The 25949-nt window shown below is 50.8% G+C and carries 21 protein-coding genes; 5 read left to right on the top strand and 16 right to left on the bottom strand.

All coding sequences use genetic code 11. The annotated features are described in order from the left end of the window. Positions 1-708: 708 nt before the first annotated feature. From IPQ00_16930 to IPQ00_16920, 3 genes are all read right to left on the bottom strand, one after another. The gene (locus IPQ00_16930; GenBank protein ID MBL0242250.1) at positions 709-1557 is read right to left on the bottom strand and encodes a hypothetical protein; all 849 of its coding nucleotides are present in this window, start codon (positions 1555-1557) and stop codon (positions 709-711) included. A gap of 1116 nt (positions 1558-2673) precedes the next feature. Beyond that, entirely contained in the window at positions 2674-5979 is a 3306-nt protein-coding gene (locus IPQ00_16925) for a VCBS repeat-containing protein (protein MBL0242249.1), read from the bottom strand. Positions 5980-6160: 181 nt separating this feature from the next. Continuing rightward, on the bottom strand, positions 6161-6853 hold the full coding sequence (locus IPQ00_16920) for a membrane dipeptidase (protein MBL0242248.1): 693 nt from the start codon (positions 6851-6853) through the stop codon (positions 6161-6163). A gap of 97 nt (positions 6854-6950) precedes the next feature. Here IPQ00_16920 and IPQ00_16915 point away from each other — a divergent pair, with 97 nt between their 5' ends. After that, positions 6951-8309, top strand: coding sequence for a hypothetical protein (locus IPQ00_16915; protein ID MBL0242247.1), 1359 nt, complete (start codon positions 6951-6953; stop codon positions 8307-8309). 23 nt (positions 8310-8332) lie between these two features. Here the strand turns inward: IPQ00_16915 and IPQ00_16910 are convergent, their stop codons facing one another. From IPQ00_16910 to IPQ00_16875, 8 genes are all read right to left on the bottom strand, one after another. Beyond that, on the bottom strand, positions 8333-9364 hold the full coding sequence (locus tag IPQ00_16910; protein MBL0242246.1) for a hypothetical protein: 1032 nt from the start codon (positions 9362-9364) through the stop codon (positions 8333-8335). Between the two features lie 13 nt (positions 9365-9377). Then, positions 9378-11105 carry a carbamoyltransferase gene (locus IPQ00_16905; GenBank protein MBL0242245.1) on the bottom strand — a complete coding sequence of 576 codons (1728 nt, stop codon included), beginning with the start codon at positions 11103-11105 and terminating at the stop codon, positions 9378-9380. Positions 11106-11123: 18 nt separating this feature from the next. Beyond that, positions 11124-12113 (bottom strand): methyltransferase domain-containing protein, encoded by a 990-nt coding sequence (locus IPQ00_16900; protein MBL0242244.1) that lies wholly within the window; start codon positions 12111-12113, stop codon positions 11124-11126. 206 nt (positions 12114-12319) lie between these two features. Continuing rightward, positions 12320-12409: an SEC-C domain-containing protein gene (locus IPQ00_16895; GenBank protein MBL0242243.1), complete on the bottom strand. Its 90-nt coding sequence runs from the start codon at positions 12407-12409 to the stop codon at positions 12320-12322. Continuing rightward, complete coding sequence (locus IPQ00_16890; GenBank protein ID MBL0242242.1) at positions 12402-13469, bottom strand: Gfo/Idh/MocA family oxidoreductase; 1068 nt, start codon at positions 13467-13469, stop codon at positions 12402-12404. Before IPQ00_16890 ends, IPQ00_16895 begins: the two co-directional genes overlap by 8 nt. Positions 13470-13552: 83 nt before the next feature. After that, positions 13553-14017: a hypothetical protein gene (locus IPQ00_16885; GenBank protein MBL0242241.1), complete on the bottom strand. Its 465-nt coding sequence runs from the start codon at positions 14015-14017 to the stop codon at positions 13553-13555. A gap of 95 nt (positions 14018-14112) precedes the next feature. After that, the gene (locus IPQ00_16880; protein MBL0242240.1) at positions 14113-15012 is read right to left on the bottom strand and encodes a hypothetical protein; all 900 of its coding nucleotides are present in this window, start codon (positions 15010-15012) and stop codon (positions 14113-14115) included. 90 nt (positions 15013-15102) lie between these two features. Beyond that, entirely contained in the window at positions 15103-17445 is a 2343-nt protein-coding gene (locus IPQ00_16875) for an oligopeptide transporter, OPT family (protein ID MBL0242239.1), read from the bottom strand. 239 nt (positions 17446-17684) lie between these two features. Here IPQ00_16875 and IPQ00_16870 point away from each other — a divergent pair, with 239 nt between their 5' ends. The 4 genes from IPQ00_16870 to IPQ00_16855 all read left to right on the top strand — a co-directional run bounded on the left by IPQ00_16870 (position 17685) and on the right by IPQ00_16855 (position 22590). Continuing rightward, positions 17685-20084 carry a hypothetical protein gene (locus IPQ00_16870; GenBank protein MBL0242238.1) on the top strand — a complete coding sequence of 800 codons (2400 nt, stop codon included), beginning with the start codon at positions 17685-17687 and terminating at the stop codon, positions 20082-20084. Between the two features lie 65 nt (positions 20085-20149). Continuing rightward, the gene (locus IPQ00_16865; GenBank protein MBL0242237.1) at positions 20150-20524 is read left to right on the top strand and encodes a GxxExxY protein; all 375 of its coding nucleotides are present in this window, start codon (positions 20150-20152) and stop codon (positions 20522-20524) included. Positions 20525-20569: 45 nt separating this feature from the next. Further along, positions 20570-21865 (top strand): insulinase family protein, encoded by a 1296-nt coding sequence (locus IPQ00_16860; GenBank protein MBL0242236.1) that lies wholly within the window; start codon positions 20570-20572, stop codon positions 21863-21865. A gap of 56 nt (positions 21866-21921) precedes the next feature. After that, positions 21922-22590, top strand: a complete 669-nt coding sequence (locus tag IPQ00_16855) for a hypothetical protein (GenBank protein ID MBL0242235.1) — start codon at positions 21922-21924, stop codon at positions 22588-22590. A gap of 4 nt (positions 22591-22594) precedes the next feature. On the opposite strand, the gene queC is transcribed toward IPQ00_16855, so the two are convergent. The 5 genes from queC to IPQ00_16830 all read right to left on the bottom strand — a co-directional run bounded on the left by queC (position 22595) and on the right by IPQ00_16830 (position 25948). Continuing rightward, complete coding sequence (gene queC / locus IPQ00_16850) at positions 22595-23275, bottom strand: 7-cyano-7-deazaguanine synthase QueC (protein ID MBL0242234.1); 681 nt, start codon at positions 23273-23275, stop codon at positions 22595-22597. Beyond that, entirely contained in the window at positions 23259-23921 is a 663-nt protein-coding gene (locus IPQ00_16845) for a radical SAM protein (GenBank protein ID MBL0242233.1), read from the bottom strand. Before IPQ00_16845 ends, queC begins: the two co-directional genes overlap by 17 nt. Position 23922: 1 nt before the next feature. Beyond that, positions 23923-24414, bottom strand: coding sequence for a hypothetical protein (locus IPQ00_16840; protein MBL0242232.1), 492 nt, complete (start codon positions 24412-24414; stop codon positions 23923-23925). Between the two features lie 4 nt (positions 24415-24418). Then, complete coding sequence (locus tag IPQ00_16835; protein MBL0242231.1) at positions 24419-24796, bottom strand: hypothetical protein; 378 nt, start codon at positions 24794-24796, stop codon at positions 24419-24421. 147 nt (positions 24797-24943) lie between these two features. Continuing rightward, entirely contained in the window at positions 24944-25948 is a 1005-nt protein-coding gene (locus tag IPQ00_16830; protein MBL0242230.1) for a hypothetical protein, read from the bottom strand. Position 25949 lies beyond the last annotated feature (1 nt).

Here is a 25949-nt window from a genome sequence, read left to right as displayed (position 1 = left end):
GGTGATCCACTCACCGCACAGCCTCTTACTAGTTTAGAAGTATCGGCAAACCCAGCGACCGTCTTGACACGCTTTCCATCGCCGCCCGTACTAGTATCGACCGAGCGTCGCGTTCGAACAATTTTTCACTCGCGTTTGCCTATTCTCGCCGTCATAAGTGTCGCTCCCGCCATTCGCCGTTCGTGGGGTTTTGCGAAGCGGCGATAGCGTCATTTTGTACCTGTTGTGTGGTGGGTGTCAATGGTTCCGTAGGCGGCGAACATCTGTCAGAACCGGGAGCGATAGCGACTGGGTTCTTTCCCTTTCCGCGGACCGAAGACGAAGGTTTAATGGCACGACCAGCCATTTCCAGATGAAGAACCGGAAATGAGCCGATCAGGTTTCATGTAGCCAACCGCTCGATCGAAGCTGTGCACGAATAGATGATGGCATTCGCTAATTACAGCGGTGCGTATCTGAAAGAATCTAACTAATAATGGCGGCGCCGGTTGTTCTCTTTTGTCAGTCAATCCAACGCACCTATCGCATCCCAAAGATGCTATATTACCCGTGCGCTTGACTTCAAGGGTTACTTCATAGATGACCCCACATCCTTTAATCAATGTTTCGCGGGATATATTTAGAATCGACAAAATAGCAAGCCTGGCACCGAGTTCCATAGTTATCAGACAGCCTCGTCCGTAGAAACAATCTAAGTTTCGGTTCAGATCAAAATTCAAGCTTGTTCCCAACCAAAAGCTGGGGGACCTTGAACTCCATAGAACTCGGCATAAGTGCCGCGTAGGGATTCGAACTTAAAAAGAAATTATTGTTGAAAAGAAGCTTGAAGGATTTCGTATCAGCACGTATAAGCTCGCTTCCATTTTCGTCTTTTCGCGCAAAAAACATGTACGCCGAGTCACCCGCTCGTTTTGGAGGCGTAAACTGAAATATCTCCCGCTTCTCGCCCTTATCGTTAACCAACCAAACGTTTCCTTTTAGATCGTTGAGCGTTGAGCCTTGCAAAATACCTTCATCCACAGACCCACTTGTAGGATCGGGAAATTTCGTAGCAGAAACTACGTAATAGTCTTTGCAAATCGCACAATCAAGAAAGCCTTTCCCCGACGCATCAAACTCCTGTTTCTTCTGGTCGTCCATCTTATCGTAGCCAGCCGCAATTTCCCGTCCTCTCTGGATCGCCTCGCGAATTGGGCGGCCAGAATGTAGGCGAAAAACAACCGGTGCCGGCCCGGCATTTCGATCGAAACTACCCGCGTTTCGCCCATTGCCACCACCATTTACGGTATCGGTCTGATTGCGGGCAATCTGGCTCTGCGATGCTGCAGCAGACCCGTTTATCGACTGATATGTAGCTGCCCATGGCGAAGTGGTCACAATCTTCATCGCGTCGTCCTTACTCCATTTCTTATAGGGCTTTTCCCACGTTTTCTGGGCTGAAATCACGCCAACTAATAATAGAGCAACAGCAAACGTCAAACACACTCTCTTTAAAATCTTCATATTAATACCTCTTAAATTCAGACTCGTCTTCATCCAGGAGCGATCGGTGCCCATAGGAGCGATCTGTGCCAGCGATCGGTGCCAGGCCTGCGATTTTGTCGATTCTCTATTTAGATTCATACTGCCCCATCGTGTGAGCGATCCGGGTTGCCGTGTCGATGCAGCGATACGGAGCACGATTTCACTATTATGATTCTTCATTAAACTTCTCCGGACATAGTCCTTCCACTTCGATGCGATCGAGCGTAAGAATGATGTCTTTTGGCCGTTCGCCGTCCGAGGGGTTTAGCGAGGCGGCGATAGCGTCATTTTGTACCTGTTGCGCCTTGGTGTCAATACAATTTTGGGCGATACGGTGACGGGTGACACGTGGCGGGAGAGATCAACGAAGAGTTCCCTTACGCGGGGATTGTCTGAGTGGTCGGCGGCTCATTTTGATTTAACGAAGAACTTAAACGCAGATGACGCAGATGACGTAGATAAGGGCGTATCTTAAGATCATCTTTTATAGATCGATCCGAAATATCGGCGTCATCCGCATTCAAATAAAGCCTTCTCGTGACGTTGCATCTATGCGACAGAAACGTATCGTTGCAATCCGTGTTACAATTTAACCAGTCAATTGATCTTTGAAAACTAACGAGTTATGCGAGTCCGAATCGAGCATCAATGACACGCTGCGTGCGCTGAGGTGTCGGGACATGGGACACCTTGGTCAACCAACAACGGAGCATCCGGAATGCAGAATAGTCGAAGCAAAATGAATCAGATTGTCCTGATATATGGAATTGTAATATGAAACACCCGAGATGCCGTAACTGCTCTAAACAACTTGGTTACGGCAGTTCCGAGCACATTCTGCAAAAAGCCTGAGGGGATGAAAATTAATTTGAAACAAAATCGGGGGTTAAAGTGGCTAAATAAAAGACTTAAGTTGTTTCAAATTCGGCAGAAACGTGGAATTAATTTGAAACACTTTTCGCCTGTAACTCACAGCAAACGGACGGCTTAGCGTTACACAATATGTAAGCTGACTGTTTCAAATTAAATCGACCTAATTTGGGACACTCTTGGGCCGAAAGACTCGAACAAAAAAAGAGCCGCGAGGTTGGCCCTCGCGACTCCTTGTTCACAGTCACCGCCGTTTGCGGTTATTCCACGTTACATCTGTTATCTAACGAACAGATTTGGTACCGCAATATCGCCGGCTTGGCCAAAGGCTTGGATGAGCGTTCCGGCGGTCGAGCGTTGTGCGTACCACGTCGACGTTGACGGACGGAATATAGCCGCGTCTGCCTTGCCATCACCGTCATAATCGCCCGGGACCGGCACGTCACCGGTCGTACCGAACGGGAAAGCAAAGAACGAAAAGTCCTCGCTTCTCAAAACCGTCCAGTTACCCGTGGATGGGCGGAAATAGGCAATGTCCGCCTTTCCGTCACCCGTGTAGTCACCGGGTACCGTCTTATCGCCGGTTTGGCCAAATTGTACCGCGACGAGTCCGGCGGTGCTCCGCTGGATCCACCACTGGCCCGGGCCGGGACGATAGATACCGACGTCGGCCTTGCCGTCGCCATCGTAATCAGCCGGAACGGGCCGATCGCCCGCCGCGCCGAATCCGGTAATGGTCGTGCCGCCGCCGGAATTGCTGATGTACCACGTGCTGGTCGTTGGGCGGAAAACTGCCGCGTCGCCCTTGTTGTCGCCGTCGTAATCAGCCGGGACGGGCACGTCGCCGGTCGTACCGAACGGAAAAGCGTAGAACGTCAGATCTTCGCTGCGGAGAACGTACCAGAGGCCGGTCGACGGGCGGAAAAATGCAATATCTGTCTTGCCGTCTCCGGTGAAATCAACCGGTGTGAGCGTATCGCTCGAAGTGCCGAATGTAACGGCTCCGTTGCCGCCGTTGCTGCTCTTGGAGTACCACCATTCGCCCGGTGCCGGACGAAAGATCGAAATGTCGGTCTTATTATCGCCGTCAAAATCGAACGGCGAACGAACCGTCGGGGCGGTCGCCAGGCTGATATCGTACATCCCTTTGCCGTGTGTCGCGATACGCAACTTTCGCGGCGAACCGGCAGTGATAGCGAGGTCAAATACCGCCACTCGCGGCAATCCGGTTCCGAATGGTGCCCAGGTCGCACCGCCATTGGCTGATTTGTAAACGCCTATGTCCGTGCCGGCATAGAGCGTGTTCGAATCACTCGGATCGACGATAAATCCGCTGGCGGGAACCAACGGCAAGGCGTTGCCGGCGGAACCGGAAGCGAGGGTCCAGGTCGGTGTACCGCTACTAAGATTGGTCGTCTTGTAAACTGTTGCGATGCCAAACGCTGACATCGACACATACGCCGTGTTTACGTTGTTAGGATCGACAATGGCGCGAGCGATAAAGAAGTTCGGGACCGTGTTGCTCGGATCAAGATTGGTCAGCGTTAACGAACCCGTGGTCGTCCCATAGATGCCGCCATTGGCAAGGCCAACGATGCGAACATTGTCATTCTGCGGCGAGATACCTATCGCACTGACCGCCACGCCCGACTCGATCGGAGCCTGGCTGACAACCGTATGAGTGACTCCGGTGTCTCCCGAGCGGTAAAGGCGGTCTGTCCCAAAGTAGATCGAATTGGGGTTGCCGGGCCCTGACTCAAGCGGAGCATAAAAGAGGACATTGGTATCGTTGCAATTAATACCATTGCCCGCCGAGCCGTTACACCCGCGAAATAACCAACTTGCTGATGTCGTACCGCGGGTCGCATATCCGGCGAGGGTGCCAGAGATGGAGTTGTAATATGTGTGATACATCCTGACATTGGTCGTGTCAGCGGCGTTTTGGTCGATCACCGTGTAACCGCCATCGCCGCTATCAACCCGTGCCCAGGTCCCTGTCGGGCTGTAATAGTTGGTGCCGTTATCCTGTGTCCCGCCGATCGTGAAGTTGGGGTCGGTCGGATGCACCGAAACACCCATAAACTGGGTGGCAAAAAACTGGCTGTTATTAAGCGATGTAAACGATGCCGCCGCGTTTGTGGACTTATAAATACCACCGTCGGTGCCCAGATAAACAGTGTTCGGGTCAGATGGAGCGACCGCGATCGCGTGGGAATCGACGTGAACGCCGGAGCCCGAATTAGTAAATGAAACGCCGGCATTACTCGAATAGCCAATGACCATAGTCGGCGAACCTGCGAGATACAGTTTATCGGCATTGACCGGATCGACAGCGACAGCAATGTCATAAAAACACTGCGGTGTGCAGAAATTATTGTCGATCTGCTGGGTCCACGTCGCACCACCATTTGTCGAACGCAATACGCGTCCGCCGAGATTGCCGGTTGCCGCGTAAAACGTCGCGTCGGCATTGGCGGCCGGGTGGATAGCCGTAAACTCGGCCGTAAGCTCGCTAGTCGACGTCGAGTTGAATGCCTCGACGAGAGCAAATGTCGCCGTTGTCGGATCGGCCGCAAGTGCGTTGGTCGAGCGGTAGATACCGCCGGTGCCGCCGCCGATAATGGCGTTTGCGATGAGGATGTTGGGATCATTCGGGTCGATCGCCAGATCGCGGATACTTGCGTTCGTATTGGCCGCGAGTCCCGTCATTTTTGTAAATGTCGGTGACGCTCCGGCGGCATTATCCGAGCGGTAAATGCCGCGTGACGGCAGTACATTATTTGCGGCCCCGCCGATGCCTCCGAGACCCGAGGTCGAGCCCGCAAAGATCACATTCGGATTGGTCGGATGGACGATGATCTCGCCGATGCCGCGGCCGGTAAAGATATCGGAATTCCCCGCATTCTTATTGAACGGGCCCGAGATGTTGGCCGTCGTGCTGGCGTTATCGATGCGATAGATGCCGACGCCAAAGAAACTGTCGGACGAAAAGTTTGGTTCTCCGGTTCCGACATAGACGGTTTCGGGTTGTGACGGTGAGATCGCGATGGCACCGATGGCGAGGCTCAAGGCATTGTCCATCAATGCTGTCCAGTTAGTCCCGCCGTCCGTCGAACGGTAGAGTCCGCCCTGTGCCGCACCGACGTAGACGATGTTTGGGTTGGTTGGATGGACCGCGATCGCGATCACTCGGCCGGACCACGGAAAAGATCCATTCGGTATCGGATTAGGGCCGATCGGACTCCAGGCGGCGAGCAGTGCATTCTTTGCCTCCGATGGCGGCAAAAGGTCGCGGGCGATCTCCTGCTGCTCCATCTTTCTGACAGCCGCAGGACGTGCACCGGGATCGGGAGCATTGCCGTCAATGATGCCACGCTTTATGGCATACGCCTCCGCTCGCTCTTTGAGAAAATCTTCTTTGCCAAATGTCGATCGCGAACGATCCCAAATGCGTGGCATATCGGGCTCGGCCGGGTCAACGCCGAAGTCGGCCTGTGCCTCAGACGTCGTCAGCGGAAAGTAGAACGCAGCCGTGGCCAGCAACGCAAACAGTATTACAGCCATTACGGCAAAAAACTTTTTCATCAAGTGCTCCTGGTAGCAATGCGAGCGAAACCGGGGCCGCTCGCGTGAATTTAATTTAACTAAGTGATTATCCGGGCCAGATACTATGCCCGGCAAATAAACCGGATCAATTCTTCCGCAGTTCTGAGTCGAATTGTACTAGTTTTGCCGACAAAGTTGAATACAGTATGTGCAAGATAGTTTACTCGGGAAGGTTTTCGGAAAGTAATTTCAGCACATTGCCGCCCATTATGAGTGCAATATCGTCATCGGAAATACCCTCAGCGATCAGTGCCTCGGTTATCAGGACATCACCGCTAGTGTCGAACGGGACTTTTACCGAACCGTCAAAGTCCGAACCGAGAGCGACGTGCGCCGCACCTATGACTGAAACGGCGTACTTGATGGCTCGGGCGATCGCCGCCGCATCACTGCCGCAAACCGCGGTATCCCAAAAACCGATGCCGACAATGCCGCCGGTGGCCGCGACCCTTCGAAGTTGATCGTCAGAGAGGTTTCTATTGTTGTCGCACGTACCTTTTACGCCGGTGTGCGAAACCACGACCGGCCGCGTCGCCATCGAGAGGACGTCGTCGATCGTCTGCTGTGAAGCGTGTGCGACATCGACAAACATTCGCTTTGCCTCCATTCGGCGCACCATTTCGCGGCCCTTTTCGGTCAGGCCGTACTTTTCGATACCGTGAGCCGAACCGCCCATTTCGGTATCAAAAAAGTGCGAAGGCGACATCATCCGGAAGCCGGCGGCAAATAGTTCGTCGACGTTTGCCGGATCGCCCTCGAGAGCTTGGGCTCCCTCTATGCCGAGCCAGCCGCCGACGATGGGTTCACACTTTCGGCGTTCGATGAAATTATGCATCCAACTTAGACGGGACATGCTTTGCGAAATACATCTGGTTATGTTAAACAATTGACAACGTTGTTTATCCACTATATAATGCTGACCCCAGTTCACAAATCAGGAGGATAAATAAATGTCAAGATTTTCTAATATCGCAATTGTTGCGATTTTTATGACTGTATTCTTAACGATTGACGGACGATCGCAGTCTTGTAGCAGCGGTCAAATCAACGGAGTTTTTCACACGAGTTGTTACCCATGGACATCCGGTGACGGTACTTTTACCATTCCAAATGGTGCAACCAGTGGGACGACAACAGTAACCAAGAATAACGACCAACCACGTTTACAACGCGCCTTGAATGCTGCATTGGGAAGATTGGTCTTCGACGAGGCTGATTACTACATAAACGATGAGCTTACAGTTTATTCTTATCGAACCATCGTGGGAACAGGCCGAAGTTCCTTCGTCGGAAATGCGAGCTACCCAATTCTGCCGTCCTCCTCGTACCATCTATCGTCAAAGATCGTGCAGGTTGGAACAAGTAAAGCGATTTTTAAGATTGGCGAAGGAGTTCAGGATGTCTCAATCCGGGATCTTGCTTTGGTTTCCGGCTTTGGAACATCCGGAAATTACGGAATACTCGCCCAAGGAGGAAACGGCTCTAACCAATCAAGTTTAGGTTTTCAGTTCAGTAATTTGAAATTTACTGGATTCGATAAAGGCATCTACGTCAACGCTCAAAATTCTGCTGAATGGCAGTTTGACAATGTAAGACTAGATCACAGCTTCTTTGAGAATTGTACCCAAGGCGTACGAATAAATTCCCATAACTCCGGCTGGAGCGTAACTAGTGTTGACATGCTTGTTCCAGCGAGTGGATACGGGTTTTATCTGGAAAACAGTACCTATATGACTCTGGACCTAATTATTGGAAACGGTCCAGTGAGTGGAACGATGGCTCAAGCCTTAGTTTACGTAAATAACCATGGGAATCTAAGCATCCGCAATACTGTGGCGGAAAACTTCACGTACGATGTCCATCTAGATGGTGACTCGGTATACGGAACTGGACGAAACTATCCAGTATATCTAATGAATAACACATTTATGAGTGGGGTAACGTTGAAGGATAGTACTGTCGTGTCAATGGGAAACCAATTTGGTTTCGACCAAGCTGACGTTTCGGCTATTGCCAAAGGAACCACTCAACTCTATTCAATTGGTGACAAATTTTGCTTTGAGGGTGCAACCTGCGAATCCAACAAAGGGTACACTCTTCAAGACGATGCCATCTTGCTTTTCGGTACAAACAAATATAAAACTGAGATCGACACATTGAAACTCGGTTCTAGAACCTACTCAAACCTTGGGTCGCCTGGAAATGGGACAGCGTACTACTGTTCAGATTGTCAGCAGACCAGCACATGTGGTGGAAGCGGCTCGGGCGCTTTTGCAAAGCGTATCAATGGTGCTTGGTCTTGCAATTGACATACGGTATGGACCTTGAACCACTAATCCCGCGAGAGCTTAAAGGTTCTGTTGTCACGTTCAACCCCGACGAGATGAAAATAGAGACTTGATTTATCGTCGGGACCGTTTGGAAGGTGGATGGTGCCGAACTGAAATAGGGTAGGATGCCATTTATCCTTCTTGAATTTTGTTATTTCACTCAGAATTCCGTCGCGGCTGACATTCCAAAGGGCCGCGACGTTTTCTTTTTGGCTTGGGGCGTTCTCGGCGGTGGTCGTAAAGAATAGTTGATCTCCGATCTTCTTGGAATAAAACACAGTACCGTTTACTTCTCCGAGGTCGTCCCGATCTAGAGTACCACGGTTCACTTTGTAAATGTTGTTGGCACGGAACTCAGCATCTGTTCCGTAGTAGAAATGGGTTTCGTTAAACACGATGCTTACCGCTCGCCATGATTCATCACCGGAGCCGACAACCTCGGCAGTTGCGAAACCGTTTGAGGAACGCAAGATCTGGCACTCAGAGTCGTTATCGCCCGTTAAGCAAAAGATCGATTGGGTGAATTTGTCGTAGTAGAGGCCGTGAATGTGCTTGATCGAGTTCGGAGGGAAGGTGTAGGCGATCTTTAGTTCGTCGCTACCCTGTGAAAAGCGGTAGATCCGCATTTCACCGCGTTCGTCGTTCGCAAGATACTCACCGAAGAAGATATCACCGTTTCCATCGACTGCACAGGCCGAACGGAGTACGCGGCAAGGACGGACGAGACCTTTTAGTTCGCTGTAGCCCCCGTCGCGAATAACACCCACCGACTTATCAAAGGTGACGAAGAGATCGCCGTTCGTCATGGGAATGACATTGGTGACCATGAATCGAAGTAGACGCTGAGCGAGTCGAGAGTTAGCTACAATCTGCTTCCATGCAGGTGCGGCGATTACGGCAACTTCTGTGAAAGGCGGCTTGAGATCAATCGAATGAAATAACCGATTGCGTTTGGAAAGGTAGTAATTGCCAATTTCCGCCCACTCGATAGTGAAACCCCGAAGTTGTGAGATTTCTTGGACTTTCCATTCCATATTTCCCGTCACCTCACTTCTTGCAGAAGAAAGAACCTATCACAAGCGTATCCATTTTTGTCCGTTGAAAGCATTCAATTGCTTGAAACGGTTCACAGACTATCGGTTCGTTTTCGTTGAAACTCGTGTTTAGAATAACAGGAATTCCGGTCTTGCCCTCAAACTTTTTGATCAGGTCATAGTAAAGAGGATTCTCATCACGGGCAACCGTTTGGAGACGGCCAGTATCGTCCACATGATTCACCGCTGACAAACGGTCGCGCCATTCGGGACGAATTTTGTAAACATGGAGCATAAACGGTGAAGGATGATCCTGTTCGAAGAGTTCGGACTGTCTTTCCTGCAACACCGACGGAGCAAACGGGCGAAAAGACTCGCGGTGTTTGATACGGGCATTCAAAATGTCCTTCATGTTGGGAAATCCGGGATGGGCGAGGATCGAGCGGTTGCCCAAGGCACGCGGCCCCCATTCCATTCTGCCTTGGAACCAGCCAATGACGTTACCGTTTTTGATCTCTTCCGCAGTTGCTTCGAGTAATTCCTCGCGGCTGAGTTCCTTAAAGCTGACGTTATAGCGTTCGAGTTCGGCCTTTATTACGGAATCGGAAAACTCATTACCTAAATACGAATCCTTCATCACCCAGCGTTTGTTCTCTTTGAGAATCGAGTTGGACACGTAAAGAGCAGCTCCGATCGCGAGTCCATCATCTCCCGCCGCCGGTTGAATACAAGTTTCTCGAAACGGCGTATCTATTAACAACTTGCCGTTTGCCACGCTGTTTAATGCACAACCGCCCGCCATCGAGACCTTTTCGGTAGGAACAAGGTTGTGAAGCGAATTGAGCAGATGCATATAGTATTTTTCAAATACGTGCTGCAAGCTGAACGAAACATCCATGTCGCGTTGTGTTATCTCGCCACGTTTCTCACGCGGAGCACCCAATTCGTTGATAAATTTATCGGAATAAAGACGATGAACGACCATTTCTCCGGCATCGTTGATTTCCATTCCCTGATTAGCTCCGAACGGCAGAAAATATTCAGGGTTTAACTCGAAACCATCTTTTTTCGATATCAGCATCTTCTCGAAAAAGTCGTGATAGACATCACTCCCCAGTGGTGCGAGACCCATTACTTTGCCTTCGTCGCCATATTTTCCATAACCGATGAACTGGCAGACGGCGGTGTAGAGCGTTCCGAGCGAGTGCGGCACGAATATCTTCTTGAGCGGCTTTATTTCGTCACCCGAGCAATCCGAAAGCAAACACGAAACGAAGTCGCCTGAACCATCGATGGTTATCCCCGCACACTTGTCCCATTCGGATATGAAATAGGCGCTCGCTGTGTGTGCAAGGTGGTGTTCAACGTTATACGTTTGGAACTTGAGTGTGTCACTGTCGACACGACATTCAGTCGCGATCAGCGATTTCATATCGTCGAAGGTCTTACTTTTACTCCGCATTCTCGCGAGGTTTAAGAGCTTTCCCGGATGGCGGAGCGAGAACTCTAATTTCTTACGAAGATTTGCCGAAGAATCGCGCCCGACAGCTACGCCATCGATGTCCGAAAACTTAACTCCGGCGATCTCAAGGCATTTCTTAATCGACAAGGTCGGGAATCCAGCGTAATACTTCACGCGATTAAGCCTTTCTTCGGCTAGTGCAACAACAGGTACGCCGTCGATGATAACTGAGGCCGATGATCCCGCGTGAAATGTATTGATTCCTAAAATGACACTCATTAATTTAACTAAATAGCTCTATTTTTTTGAATTCTTCGATTCGAGATAAACGCTGTCAGCAACTTGTATAAGTGGAGACACGATTTTGCTCAATTGCCGTATTAAATGCGACGAGTGAACCACTATTCTATATTTTAGCGGCAACAGGTCAACATCGGAATGTTGTATGCCGAGACCAAAATAGCAATCTGCACTCAATGTCATCGGGCCGAACTTATCTTGGAACGTTTTGAGTAGCTCCGAGGGTGTCCAATACCGGACATCAAAGCCTTCGCCCTCGGTAAATCCGCGCCTGCGGTGCTGTTGATACTGCCTGATGCCATATTTATTCGGCATTTGAAAAAGTGTGTTCCCGTTCGGCTTTAATACCCTTACGACTTCATCCAACGAGGTACGAACATTCTCTTTACTAAAGTGCTGAAAGACACCATAGGAGAAAACCGTGTCAAAAGAATCGCCGTCAAAAGGTAAAAATCGAGCGTCTCCGACGACAAAGCTAGTTTCCACACCTAGCTGCCTCGATACACGCCGGGCAGCTAAAACAGCGTCAAGACTTGGGTCGATTCCGACTGGTTGATAACCTTTGTGAGCTGCCGCAATCGACCATCTACCCCAATTACAGCCGATGTCAAGTAATCTTTCGCCGTTTCCTTGCGGCAGTCGGATTTCGGGGATTGGATATCGCGTGAGTCGGTTTTGTACTGAAAAATAGAGTATGCCGGATGTATAAGGAATTTCGCCCTGAACAAATGCATCAATAAGAACTCGTTCGTTTGCTCCTGTTGGAGGAACACCAGCCTCAGTCTCATTCGCCTTCGATTGCTCAACCTTCTCTAGCGTCCGCGTTATGTAATCGTGCGTCGTCTCGACGTCGTCAACAAGCATAATCGGGATGTCATCAAAAACCGGATAAATATGCTTTTCGGAGCAGATGAGATCGTCACCGACGAGGGACAACTTCATCTTGTCGCGCGGACAAACCAGGTGGCTGATTAACCATTCATTCATAAATTGTCACAAAAAAAGAGCGGATCGAACTACGATCCTGAGAACACGTACACGAGGTTTGTTGCCGCGTTTTTTAGGTTCGACGGTAATGTGATCGCGGTAATCCGTTTTTGAAAGTATTAACTATAATAAATACAAACGCAAACAAAAAGGCGGATCGAGCCGCCTTTCAAAATGACTTTTGATAACTGTTCACTTGTAATCGACTACGTCCCCTCCCCTTGGCATTTCTTGAACTTTTTGCCTGAGCCGCAGTGGCACGGGTCGTTGGGTTTCATCTTGCGGTTGTCACACATGAAGGGCGAGTGCCCGGGCGGCGTCCAGCACCTTTTGGACACGAAGCCCGTCCGCAAACGTCGCGGCGTGTTCGATCTCGTTTTCACCTGAACGGATAGCCGCAACGATCACGGGGGCTATCGCCATAAAACCGCGGGCAAATCCGGTGTCGGGCATGCCGGGCATTTTTCTGCCGAGGTCAGTCGGGATCTCTTCCCATTCAGCGGCACCCGATCTGGCAATGTAAACCTCACCAAGATGATCGATCCGCATCGAGCCGCCGGAGCCATAAAACTCGACGCGGTTCATATAATGCGGGCCTTCGGTCATTGAGATCGAGACGATTCCGCTCGCACCGTCGGTTAGCTCACTATCGGCAAAGTTCAAGAGCATATAGCAACTGTCGTCACTGGTCACTGCCCGGAGCGTACCCGAGGCATCACTTCGCTCTTTAACGTCGGTCTGCAACTGACACGAAACGGATGTAATATCAGCATCTAGAAACCAATGTAGGGAATCTATTATATGTGAACCGATAGCACCGAGTGCACCACCGCCTTCGCCGACGTCTGACCACCAATTCCAAGGCAGTGTCGGATCGCCCCGATGCGGTGCCTGAAAAAACGACTTAGCGTGACGGACCTTGCCGATAATGCCATCACGGAGCATCTTGAACGCGGTTTGGCGGCCTTTTTGAAATCTCAATTCGTGATCGATCAGCGCAAGCAACGGTTTGCCGTGAGCGGCGGCCGTCATCTCAGCAGCCTCAGCAACATTCATCGCCATCGGCTTTTCACACAATATGTGCTTGCCGTGTGCGAGTGCGAACATCGTCATTTCGTGATGGGACGACGGCGGTGTCGTTATGCAGACAAGATCGACGTCATCACGAATGACGGTCTGCCGCCAATCGTCCGTAAAGTGTCCGGATCCGGCCTCCGCCGCGGTCGCCTGTGCGTTTGCTAGTCGATAACTGGCGACTGATGCGATACGGACTCCGTCACAGCTTAGAAATGCGGGTATCTGCACCTTTCGGGCAAATCCGGTGCCTATGATTCCAATACCGATATTATCTTGCATATTTACTTAAATAGAACGACAATTGCGAAAAATAAAAAAGCGCAGGACCGCTCGCCTGCGCTTTATCGAAATTTGTCCGCATACTAGTCGATTCCGAGTTCGAGTTCACCGGCAGTCTTTCGAGAGCGGCGACCGTTTTTCAGAAAATGAAGGTACGCTTCTTCACTGCCCGGTCCATAACTACTTATTTGCGCCCCGATAAGAAAGCGGTCGTCACTGGGACCGGCGCCACCCTTTTTGTAACGCCTGCCGATAGCAGTCATTCGCACTTTGCCGTTGGGCAAGTCGATCTCTATGTTCAACGGGCGGTCGTGGCCCACGAGGTACTTTTCAGAGATGCGGATCGAAGGTGCCAAAAATCCGATTCCCGACCTGCTCATATCGATGGTCTCGCCTATGATGCACGCACTCATTGCCGCAAGACGGTGACGTTCAGAGTTTATGTCGGGGTCGAACCAAACCTTGACGGGTGCGGTATATCTCCGTCGGGCCGGTACCATTTTTTCAGACAACGAACGATTTAGTTTCGAAATGAGTCTTCTGATCATTATGTCGGTCCTCAGCACAACTCTGACTTAACGAACGGTCGTAACTCAATAGTACACTTAAATCCAACGAGTTTGCGCATTTTTTTACAATGACGTCATTTTTTCATTGGCTGGCCACGCAAGTCTTTGCTTGTGACGTGAGAAATACCCTTGGCGTCTAGCTGGAGCAAAAAGGAAAGTCGACCGCTTTTGCCATAAGATTCCGGTATTGCGGTAGCAAAATAATTGATCTTATTTTCGCCTACTTTGATGACATATTTGTAACCGGTGGACGTGCTCGTGGTGACATCGTCCGGTAATAGACCGGCTGCGATGAGCGTCGCCATATCCGCAAAAACCCCACCATTCTGGAGAGAGTATGCGAGTTGGGACTTTGAGATTCGTTCGAGCATCTTTTTGGCCTCTTCCTCGTGAGTCTCGATCCGCAGATTGTAAAAATATGCTTTCCCGTCCTTTTTGATCTTCGCCTCGGCAACGGGATCGACTGTCTGAATTATCCAAACGTCGCCGGACCGTTTGAGCTTGATCTCTTGTATTGAGTTTTTGCCGTCCTCGTCCGGATCGGGCAGATTAGCCGTCACGGTAGCCTGATCGCTGCTGATTATTTCACCGTTGATCTGGATCTCGGCCGGGATCTGCCCGGCAAGTGCCTCAAAGTCGAGTGCAAACTCTTTTAGCTCCGCTTCGGTCAAGCCCTCGACCGCCGGACGCAAATTCGTCAGAAAGATCGCCTCACGAAACCGCTTCTCACGTAAATTTTTATAAAATACGCGGACGGTATCGGCGGGGCCGTTCGGGTCGATCGTGATCTTAGAACCGCCATTAACCGTTGCTTGTGTAGCTGTATTTGAATTAACGGCATTGATCACCGGCTTGGTATCGGCGGCATTCTTGTTCTCCGTTGCCGAGCATCCTTCGGTCAGCCCGAAGAAGATACCGACGAACATTACGCCAATTACGATTGTAATTCCGACACGGAAATTATTGTTGATCATCCTTATGTCCTAACTAACAACAGTGCTGCAAAATTAAAAAAGCGACACGCCAAATTATAGCGTGCCGCGTAGATAAACGTAAAACAAGATTTACGCTGACGGTTTACTGTTCTTTTTACCGCTGAGGAGCCATTCCCTACCGACAAAATAGAGGATGACCGCTAGTCCAAGGAAAGGAAGCAGTCCGAGCAGATCAGCGCTCGCTCCGTCGTAAAACACGTTTCCTGTCGCAGCCCATTCTTCCATACCTTTCTGAAATGCCTTAAGGCTCGGAATAACTGCAAATACGGCTATCAATATACCTGCGATGGCACCACCGGCGATATAACCGGAGGCCATCAGCACGCCGTTCGACTTATCGGTCTCAGCAACGATCTGATCTTCGGTGAGATCCTGACCCGCAAGCTTTCGTTTAAGATAAATATCCACCAGATATCGAACGATACCGCCGATAAAGATCGGTGACGACGTAGAGATCGGCAGGTAGATCCCTACCGCGAATGCCAGCGAAGGTACGCCCGCAAGTTCTAAAACCACAGCCAACATCGCACCCAGAATAACCAGCCCCCATGGCAGATTCTGTCCTAGAACACCCTTGATGATGTAGCTCATCAAAGTTGCTTTCGGAGCGTCAAACCGCTCAAGATCTTTTCCCTCATCGTCTTTTTTCAGGATCCCGTTTATGCCCGGATCGACAAAATAAACCGGCTTACCTGATTGGTCGATAAGATACTTGCCGACCTGTCCGGCCGACGGTTCAGTATTCTGCCAGACGTTATATGTAGCGGTATCGACGTCCTTAAATTTTCCACCGGCCTTTTCAGTTTTGACCTCGCCGTGTTCCCGATGAAATTTTTCAGTCGTGACCACAACCTTCGCTTCGGACGAATTTGGATCGACTTTTTGATAATACGTTCGTGAATCGTTGAGAAATATGAGTAGCGAACCGAGAACAAGCGCTGATGCAAGTGCTCCCACCAAGATCGCGATCTGCTGATTGCGTGGCGTGCCGCCAACCCAGAAACCCGTTTTCAGATCCTGCGAAGTCGTGCCGCCATTGGAGGCTGCGATACAAACAATACCGCCGATCGACAGGGCCGTCACAAAATAGGGATCAGCCGCCGTCCAACCAAGTGCCAGAAAAACAAGACACGTAATTAGCAATGTGGCAACAGTCATTCCCGAGATGGGGTTTGATGAAGACCCGACCTCGCCCGTCAGTCGCGACGAGACGGTAACAAACAAGAACCCAAGAATAACAATCAGGATCGCCCCAAAGAAGGATACGAAAGGACTGACGAAAACGCTTAGTCCTAACTGTGGAAAGAGCATTATCGCCGCGACAAGAGCGATGACGCCGATCACAACCCACTTCATCGACATATCCTGATCAGTACGAGGCAAAGTCGCGTTTGACTCAGCCGAACCACCACGAAGGTCCGCAAGCCCGGCTTTCAGGCCGTGCCAGATCGTCGGCAGACTGCGGCCGAGCGAGATGATACCCGCCATCGCCACGGCCCCGGCTCCGATATACAATATGTACGCGCTCCGGACCTGCCCGGGATCCATCTCGGAAATGGTTTTGCTGACCTCAGGAGCCACGGGACTCGTGACAGCCTCGCCAAAAAACTTAATGATGGGAATAAGTACAAGATACGACAGAACGCCGCCGCCCATCATAAGACCGGCGATCTTCGGACCAATAATATAGCCGACGCCCAACAGCGTCGGATCATTGTCCGAACTGATCGACCCGCCCTTGAAGCCCTTTTCGGTAAAGTCATAGCCCGGTGATTCTTTCCAAAAGAAGAGCACCTTCATCAACGCGTTGAACGCAAAGCCAAGTGCAAAGCCGATCGAGATGATCTTGCCGCCTTGCAGTGCCGCGTCATCATTGCCCTCAATGTGACTCTCGATCGATTCGGCCCGCGATTCTTTGGACGCTCCGGCCTTTAGTACCTCAGCACACGCCGTACCTTCCGGATACTTCAGGAAACCGTGCTGCTCTTTTATTAAAGCTCGCCGAAGCGGAATCATCATCAGAATGCCGAGAAGTCCACCCAGCACGGCGACCAGCATCACACGCGTAAAATCGAGATCAAATCCAAGGATCATGATCGCCGGCATTGTTACTCCAATACCAAACGCGATCGATTCACCGGCCGAACCGGCCGTCTGCATCATATTTGCCTCGAGGATGGTCGCGTCCCGCATTCCGATCTTGGATAGTAATCGAAACAGCGTGATAGCGATGACCGCGACCGGAATCGACGCGGAAACCGTGAGTCCGGTCTTGAGTACAAGATAGAGTGACGATGCTCCAAAAATGATGCCGAGTAGCGTACCGACTATCAACGGAAACGCAGAAAGCTCGCGGAGCTTGCTTGAATCCGGAATAAATGGTCGAAAATTCTCGAGAAAAGGGTTTTTCATCCCGTTTGGTCTCCTTGGTTGTCTTCGAATCGAACATCCGCGAATGAGATCGCGGAAAGCTAATTGGGGAAAGGATTATAACTTGCGTTAATTTACATTGCATTTGGTTGACACGCAAGTATTTGGGAGAAATTCACCGCAGAGATACGCAAAGCGCAGATAAAACTATAAAAAATCTCGATTCGGCCGTTAAAAGCTGTGGTAAATTGATGTCAGCAAATTCCGTAATTAATCAGCCTATGAGAATAAGATCTAATCTAAGACACTCCGTGATCCTGTGCCTATGTGGCGCATTTCTTATTTTGTCGGTTGCGGCCCAGACCGTTCCGGCGCCGAAGGATACGCTCGGCTTTACGCCAGGCGACGACCGAAAGCTGGCAAGTTGGGCGAGCATCGTCGATTACTTTCAGAAGCTCGACGCGGCGAGCGACCGTGTGATGTTTCAAGAGATCGGCAAAACGACGATGGGAGCGCCGTTTGTGTTCGCGACGATCAGCTCACCGGAGAATCTTAAGAACCTCGAAAAATACAAACAGATCAACGCCAAGCTCGCCGATCCTCGGACATTTAAGAGCAATGACGCTGCGGCGAAACGGCTGATCGCAGAGGGAAAGACGATCGTGCTAATTACCTGCGGCATTCACTCCAACGAGGTCGGCTCGACTCTCTCATCGATGCTGATCGCTTACAGATTGGCTAGCGACAATAGTGCCGAGATCAAGAAAATTCTCGATAATACGATCATCCTGCTCGTCCCCAGCCTAAATCCCGACGGCGTGGATATTATCAAGAACTGGTACGACAAAACGCTCGGCACTAAGTTCGAAGGCACCGATCCGCCTGAGCTTTATCACAAATATGTCGGCCACGACGACAACCGCGACTGGTATGCGTTTACGCAGATCGAAACGCAGCTCACCGTCGATAAGATCCACAACGTCTGGCACCCGCAGATCGTCAACGACATCCATCAGCAAGGCGAGTTCGGCTCAAGGCTTTTCTTGCCGCCATACATGGACCCCGTCGAACCGAACGTCCCCAAACAGATCGTCGAAGGCTACACCGAGCTTGGGAATTATGTCGCGGCTGATCTTCGCAAACAGGGTTTGCAAGGCATAACAACCAACTCAACCTACGACGCTTGGACACCAGCCCGAGCATATTCGCACTACCACGGCGGCGTTCGCATCTTAAGCGAGACGGCTTCGTGTAAGCTCGCGACGCCGATCACCGTCACGTACGATCAACTGCGAAACGGCGAAGGCTACGACGTCCGCAAAGAATCCGACACCTTCGGCCCCGTCTGGAAAGGCGGCGAATGGCACATCCGCGACATCACCAACTACATGACCGCCGCCGCGTTTAGTCTACTCAATCATGCCGCGAACAACCGTGAGGAGTGGCTTTCGAGGTTCTATGAGATCGCGAAGGAAGCGGTGCGGCCGAGAAAAAATGGTGAATTGCGAGCATTAGCGGTACAAGACAACGCAAATGCATTTGTATTGCAAGATATTCTGCGGAGAGCCGGCGTCGAGTTCGAGAACAAACTTCGGGGCACGACGATGGCAAATACGCACTGGTTCATATTGATCAAAGCTTCGCAGCCCTACTTTGATTTTGCGAAGACCATACTAGAGCCCCAGGTTTATCCAAATTTAAAGGACGCCAGTGGGAATCCGATTCCGCCATATGATGTGACGGCGCACTCGATTTCGTTTCTGCAGAACATAGAGGTCGAACGTATTTTGGGCGCGTTGCCGAGCGCGCCCAAGAATGTAGACGCGAGCTATTACAGTTATGGCGAATGCCTCGCCGAACGTCGGCCAACCGTTTCTGTCTATCGTTCTAACGTTCCTGCAATGGACGAGGGCTGGACTCGCTTTGTCTTGGAGGGTAAGACGTGGCGGGAATCGAGCCACGATTGTACCGAATTTGTTATTGCCGAATTAAGAAACGGTCAGACAGCGCGCGGAATTTTCGTCTCAAAGACTATAGTCTTCCCCGACCAACCGCCAGCTCAGATCCTCAACGGCTACGCCAAAGGCACGATGCCCGACGAATACACCGGCGGCGTTGGTAAAGAAGGAGTTGAGAATCTGAAAAAGTTTGTCGAGGCCGGCGGCACGCTTGTTTTTCTAAATCGCTCGTCGGATTTCGCCATCGAGCAGTTCAACCTGCCGATCCGAGACGTGACCAAGGGCTTGAACCGCAAGGATTTCTTCATCCCCGGCTCGATCCTACGCACCGAACTCGACCTGACCTCGCCGATCGCCAAAGGCATGCCCGCTCAGTCAATAGCTTGGTTCGAAAATGGCCCGGTGTTCGAGGTCATCGCGGAGCGTATCAGTAGCCCGACCGTGAGCGAGGGCTCAACGTCGGGTGGAGACCAGCGTGGAGTCCTTACTAACGTGCGGGCTACGGACACGATGACCGTCCGCATCATCGCCCGGTACCCGACAGACCCGAAACAGATCCTCCTCTCCGGCTGGGCACTCGGAGCGGAAAAGATCGCCGGCAAAGCGGCACTTGTAGAGGTAACGATGGGCAAAGGCAAGATCATCCTGTTTGGCTTTCGTCCGCAATATCGCGGCCAAAGCTTAGCGACATTTCCGTTGCTGTTCAATGCAATAAGTCGGTAGGAATTTTCGCCACGAATTAACACGAAGAATAGGAGTTTTTGCCACGAATTACACAAATAACACGAATGGAAGAAAGGATTTTACACAAGGATCTCTCGTATAAAATAGTTGGACTTGCTATGCAGGTGCATACAGAGTTGGCTTTTGGATTTCTTGAGAAAGTCTACGAAAATGCATTGATGGTACTGTTCGAGGAGAATGGGATCAAAGCGGTCCAGCAGATGCCGATCCTTGTCCCATTTCACGGAAAAATAGTCGGGGAGTATGTTGCAGACATCGTCGTAGAGGATTCCATCATTATTGAACTCAAAGCACAAGATCGAATTGCGGAGATCCACAAAGCTCAAACGCTCAACTATCTGAAGGCCACGAGCTACGGACTTGCCCTTCTGGTAAATTTTGGAAAATACAAATTAGAGTACGAACGTCTCGTCCTGTAAACTCCTTATTCGTGCCATTAGTGTAATTAGTGGCTAAAACTCTTAATGAAGGAAGATATACAAGAAACTCGTTTTGAAAATGGCCTCGTCGTACTGACGGACCGGATGAAGGATGTACGAAGTGCGACGCTTGGGTTCTTTTACCGCGTCGGTTCGCGGCACGAACCCGACGAGCTGAACGGAATTTCCCACTTTATCGAACACACCGTTTTTAAGGGAACCGCGAAACGCTCTGCTCTCGACATCGCGATCGAGCAGGATCGTCTGGGCGGCAATCTTGACGCCTTTACAACGCACGAGGAAACAGGGTTCGCCATAAAAGTGATCGACGACCAACTGCCGAAGGCATTTGAGCTGATCGCTGATATGCTTCTGAACCCGCGTTTCGACGCGAAAGATCTCGAAAGCGAACAGCGTGTGATTATCGAAGAGATCAAAATGGTCGAGGATTCTCCGGAAGAGTATTTGGGCGAGATCTTCAGCGAGGCGTATTTCCCGTCGCATCCGCTAGGGCTAAATATCGCCGGAACGCCGCAAACAGTTCGGTCATTCGACCACGAGACAACACGGAACTATCACCGGGCGATGTATCACGGCGGCAATCTGGTGATAGCCGCGGCCGGCAATATTGAGCACGAGGCCTTGGTCGAGATGGCAAGCACAGCCTTTGCGAGCTCGGAGAACCCCGCCTTAGCGGAAGCAATTACAACGCTCCGTAGTAAAGAGGGTAGTGCAAAACCGACGTTAGCTGCTCCGATCGTCATTAGGCAAAACGCTAATCTCGAACAGGCACATCTCATCATCGCAACGCCACTCGTTTCGGCCCGCGACAAACGCCGGTACGCGGCCGACCTGCTCGCAAATATCATCGGCGGCGGAACGTCTAGCCGTTTGTGGCAAAAGATCCGTGAGGAACGTGGACTTGCCTACAGCGTTGGTGCATCGGCCATAATGTATCAGGACTGCGGTATGTTTTCAGTCTTTGCCGGCACGTCCCCCGAACAGGTCGAGGAGGTCATCGACCTTTCGATCGCTGAGATGCGTGCGGTCGCCCACAATGGCGTTACAGCGGACGAACTCGACCTCGCTAAGCAACAGACGGTTTCGTCAATACTGCTAAGTCTCGAGGATTCGGCCGCTCGTGCCGCAACGCTTGCCCAGGCCGAAATGCTCCACGGCCGCCAGATCTCGGTCGACGAGGCACTGACAAAGATCAACGATGTAACCACGGACGATATCAACGCTCTCCTTGCGGAAAGCTTTAAGACGGAGAATGTCGCATTTGCCGCGCTCGGCGATCTCGAGGGCCTCGATATCACACGCGGCCGTTTGGCCATCTAGATCTAACGGACGAATTTTTTGGCCGTGAACCCGCTTAAATCGAGGAGGACGAAATAATGGATCTTCGAAAATTCTTTCTATACATTTTGATCACCTCGGTGGCGGTCTGTGCCGTACTCGGGATCGGCGTGCTTCTACTCGGCGAATTTGGTGAATTTGAGTCGAAGGTGTTGGGAACGACGTTTACGATCACTTGCACTAGTATCCTGGGGCTTGCGTGCGGAGCGTATTACGAAGCAAAGGGTGCGAAGGCAATTCCTTTTGCCGGTATAGCTTTTTCGATACTCGCGAGTGTCCTTGTTATCGGAGTGATCTGGTTTCATCAACACACGGGCGATATTTACGCCAAGACTACGGTGACAGCCACTATGCTGGCGACCACCTGCGGACTCTTGAGCCTCATCTCACTGGCAAATCTCGATCGTAAATTTATCTGGTCACGCAATCTAGCGTTTGCGGCGGCGATCTTGCTGGATGCAATACTGCTTTGGCTTTTATGGTTTGAACCGGAAAGTGATAGCGATATAGTGTCCCGGATGATCGGCATACTTTCGATCATCATTGCATCTGTAACCGTGATCACACCGGTTTTTCATAAATTGAGCGGTGGAGAAACGAGTGAGGCAAAGTTAGACGCTGAGATCGAAACACTCAAGGACCGGATCGCGGAACTCGAGATAAGAAAGGCGGAACTTGCCGGTATCTCAGACGATCCTGACCAATAAGTCATCAACGGTACGCGATCGGATCTATGACGCCGGCCTGAGCGAACCCACGTAGCCGCAGAGCGCACGAGTCGCACGTGCCGCAGGCCAAACTTTCAGAGCGATAACAAGACCACGTCAAATGTAGCGGTGCATCTAGTTCAATTCCTTTCTGCACTATCTCGGCCTTGGACAATTGGATGATCGGGGTGCGAATCTCGATATTTGTGTCGGACTTTGTTCCGGAATCTATTGCCGCTTGAAATGCCGCGTAGAACTCTGGGCGGCAATCCGGATAGCCGCTCGAATCTTCGAATACCGCACCAATGTAGATGGCCGTCGCTCCGATCACCTCGGCCCAACTTGTCGCGATCGAGAGCATATTTGCATTACGAAATGGAACGTAGCTGGTCGGAATTTCAGTCGATGTCAGGTCAGCCTCGGCCACCGAAATGGACGCGTCTGTCAACGACGAACCCCCGATCTTAGTGAGATATTCGATCGAAATATCAAGCCGTTTTTCGACGTCAAAGTGATCGGCAAGGTCGTTGAAAGCCATTCGCTCGCGTACCTCAGTTATCTGACCGTACGAAATATGGAGAAATGCCAACTCATCATTCTCAATCCGAGCCATAGATGCCGTGACGCAGCTATCCATTCCTCCCGAAACAAGTACGATCGAGACCTTTTTAGACACCTCGAACATCCGGCCCCCAAATGTATTTGTGCAACTGCAGATTCAATCGCAATTTGATGCCGCTTTGCGAAACGGCCTCAGCGATCTCAGCGAGATTTTCGATCCCGTGAACGGGTGAGATCAAAATCTCCTTTGTGCGATTCGCAAGATCGTACTTTGCTATTGTTTCTTTGGCAAATTCCCAGTCGACCATTTCAGCAATGACAAATTTCACTTCATCTTTATCAGGCCGCAAACGGGCGAGATTCGCCCAGTGATTGCGTTCGGCCTCGCCGGAAGCCGGGCACTTAACATCTAAAATAATCGCAGCCCGAGGGTCGATGTCTTCGGTCGAGACAAATCCCCCGGTCTCGATCAGAACTTCGTAGTCTCGTTCGCAAAGCTCATTGATGAAGGGTATCACCGCTTTTTGGGCCAGTGGTTCTCCGCCGGTGATCTCTACCAAACCACACCCGAACTCGTCGAGCTTTACAAAAATATCGTCATACGCGATCCGCTCGCCGCCGGTGAACGTGTATTCGCTGTCGCACCAGACGCACCTCATCGGGCAACCCGTAAGACGCACGAACGAACATGGGCGACCGGCGTGCGAAGACTCCCCTTGGATCGAGAGAAAAACTTCCGTGATGCGTAGAGATCGGTCGGCAGCAGTCATTTTAATTGAATTTGAATGACTTAGATATCCGGGCGACGATCGGGTCATACTTTGCCTTTTCAGACTTTTTATACTCGATCGTAAAGGTAGCAAATGTCGCATCTCCATCGCCGTCCGTACCGGACAACATCGTCTTTTGGTAATAGATCTTGCCGGCCTTCGTGCCGGAAATGACATAACTGTTTTTGAGCAATATCTTGTAAGTAACGTCCGCCCCACGTTCTTCCAGATCGCTCTGATACGCATTAGTCAAAGTATCAAAAAGAGCATTGTATTGCCCCCACACAAGCATCTTCGCATCGCCTTTTTTTGCAAGAAAGGCGCGCCCGTCACCGTTCGTAGATTCCCTCTGAGGTACAAGAAGATTCACGGGGTAGTCGATCGAGTAGTCAAACCGGGCATTAGAATACGACTCGTACCTGATCTGTCCGGTCGTTGTCTGTGCTAATAACGCTAAGGATAATATCGCGAAAATGATCAATTGATGTCGCATACAATTAAAACAGGCCAAACCAGCCGTTACTATTCATTATCTCGCCAAATCCGAATGATGCAAGATTAGCGATAACTATGGCGATCAACGACCGAGTCCAATCGCCGGGACCTAGTAAGCCTTTGCCGCGAAACGCGAGCCAAAACAGTGCACATTCCGCTACGGGGGCAAATATCTCGGCGACCGTCAGGTATACAAATCTAGACGTATCAAAAAAGAGTGCCGGCAACACCAAAATAACTATCGGATATGTGCACGCCGTCAACCATACGCCGCAGAGTAACTTTTGCTTAAATGTGACTTTCGGCGAGAGACCGACAAGCAGTATCGGGGTTTCGATCAGTATCGTCAAAAGATAGCCGAAAGGGAGAAAACGCCACAGTTCACCGATCGGAAGGGACTGGACAGGAGGATCGTTTACCAGATCGAAGAGGAACATAATTTTTAGTTGAATAGGCGAATATGATTACTAAGGATCGCACGTTTCAACCGCTTAGCAATTCATCGTCAATTGCCCGATTTCTGCCCACTAGAGCATTTTGATCAGGAACGGAAACTCGGACATCACGTGAGCGATGGCGAAGGCAAAATACACATCACGCGTCAACGTGTAATCGACCGCAAATCCCGTCCAGAAAGCAAAAACGAGCAAAAGGCTGACCACGAAGGCTCCTGCCACGAGCTTTGGCCAACCACCCTTTTTAGCAAATAAGGGTATTTCATTAAACTTCCACGGAAGTGCTCGGCGGTCGATCAGCGGTATTAGCACTATCCAGACGGAGTAATGGATCGATTCGAGAAAGACGTGGGTCGCGACCAGAAAATGGCTTGAAATACCGGGCAGTATTTCGCTACCGGCATGTTGCGTGATCCGCCAGAAGAGCGTGGTATCCTCGCTAAGGTTTGGCCGAGCCGCAAACACCAACCAGAGCCCGAATACAAATATCGGTATCGATGCCAGGCAAGCGTGATATGCCCGTAGCCACTCTGGTTTGGTGCGGCGTATCTGGCGATCGAGAAACCACATCGCCACGAACGGATGAAAATAGACAAGGGCAAGGCTCCAGTACTGGGGAACCATCCACGCAAGCGCCGAGAGCAAAAACGCAAGCGGAAACGCCCAACTCCAATCGCTCTTAGGTCGTTGGCGTCCGCGAATATAAAAAAGGAGTCCGACCCATAAGATGAAAGCAGTGTTCCAACCGGCGATCAGTGAAGGCCAATCGCCTAGACTCCAGAGCCAGTTGCCGCCACCGAAATAGAGCGAAAGATACGCTGCCGTTAGCACCACAACGCCACCGATGCCCACAGAATAAAAAAGCTTGGACCTTCCCCATTTCAACGGCATCCGCGCGGCGAAGTAGCGAAATTCCATAAAATTATGGACGCCGGCGAAAAGGAAGATTGTCACAATCGACGCCTGTAGCGGAAAACTACCGATCAGCACCGCCGTAATTGAGCACAAAACTACGAACGCCATTAGAAAATAATGTGCGCTCGTAACCTCGACACGAGTTATGCGGACTGCTTGCATT

The organism is Chloracidobacterium sp., assembly GCA_016720705.1.
Classification (GTDB): domain Bacteria; phylum Acidobacteriota; class Blastocatellia; order Pyrinomonadales; family Pyrinomonadaceae; genus OLB17.
This window is presented reverse-complemented; position numbering and strand designations above follow the sequence as displayed.

Coding starts and splice junctions, on each gene's coding strand:
- IPQ00_16930 (MBL0242250.1), bottom strand. CDS start 1,557: ATGGGCACCGATCGCTCCTGGATGAAGACGAGTCTGAATTTAAGAGGT.
- IPQ00_16925 (MBL0242249.1), bottom strand. CDS start 5,979: ATGAAAAAGTTTTTTGCCGTAATGGCTGTAATACTGTTTGCGTTGCTG.
- IPQ00_16920 (MBL0242248.1), bottom strand. CDS start 6,853: ATGTCCCGTCTAAGTTGGATGCATAATTTCATCGAACGCCGAAAGTGT.
- IPQ00_16915 (MBL0242247.1), top strand. CDS start 6,951: ATGTCAAGATTTTCTAATATCGCAATTGTTGCGATTTTTATGACTGTA.
- IPQ00_16910 (MBL0242246.1), bottom strand. CDS start 9,364: ATGGAATGGAAAGTCCAAGAAATCTCACAACTTCGGGGTTTCACTATC.
- IPQ00_16905 (MBL0242245.1), bottom strand. CDS start 11,105: ATGAGTGTCATTTTAGGAATCAATACATTTCACGCGGGATCATCGGCC.
- IPQ00_16900 (MBL0242244.1), bottom strand. CDS start 12,113: ATGAATGAATGGTTAATCAGCCACCTGGTTTGTCCGCGCGACAAGATG.
- IPQ00_16895 (MBL0242243.1), bottom strand. CDS start 12,409: ATGTGTGACAACCGCAAGATGAAACCCAACGACCCGTGCCACTGCGGC.
- IPQ00_16890 (MBL0242242.1), bottom strand. CDS start 13,469: ATGCAAGATAATATCGGTATTGGAATCATAGGCACCGGATTTGCCCGA.
- IPQ00_16885 (MBL0242241.1), bottom strand. CDS start 14,017: ATGATCAGAAGACTCATTTCGAAACTAAATCGTTCGTTGTCTGAAAAA.
- IPQ00_16880 (MBL0242240.1), bottom strand. CDS start 15,012: ATGATCAACAATAATTTCCGTGTCGGAATTACAATCGTAATTGGCGTA.
- IPQ00_16875 (MBL0242239.1), bottom strand. CDS start 17,445: ATGAAAAACCCTTTTCTCGAGAATTTTCGACCATTTATTCCGGATTCA.
- IPQ00_16870 (MBL0242238.1), top strand. CDS start 17,685: ATGAGAATAAGATCTAATCTAAGACACTCCGTGATCCTGTGCCTATGT.
- IPQ00_16865 (MBL0242237.1), top strand. CDS start 20,150: ATGGAAGAAAGGATTTTACACAAGGATCTCTCGTATAAAATAGTTGGA.
- IPQ00_16860 (MBL0242236.1), top strand. CDS start 20,570: ATGAAGGAAGATATACAAGAAACTCGTTTTGAAAATGGCCTCGTCGTA.
- IPQ00_16855 (MBL0242235.1), top strand. CDS start 21,922: ATGGATCTTCGAAAATTCTTTCTATACATTTTGATCACCTCGGTGGCG.
- queC (MBL0242234.1), bottom strand. CDS start 23,275: ATGTTCGAGGTGTCTAAAAAGGTCTCGATCGTACTTGTTTCGGGAGGA.
- IPQ00_16845 (MBL0242233.1), bottom strand. CDS start 23,921: ATGACTGCTGCCGACCGATCTCTACGCATCACGGAAGTTTTTCTCTCG.
- IPQ00_16840 (MBL0242232.1), bottom strand. CDS start 24,414: ATGCGACATCAATTGATCATTTTCGCGATATTATCCTTAGCGTTATTA.
- IPQ00_16830 (MBL0242230.1), bottom strand. CDS start 25,948: ATGCAAGCAGTCCGCATAACTCGTGTCGAGGTTACGAGCGCACATTAT.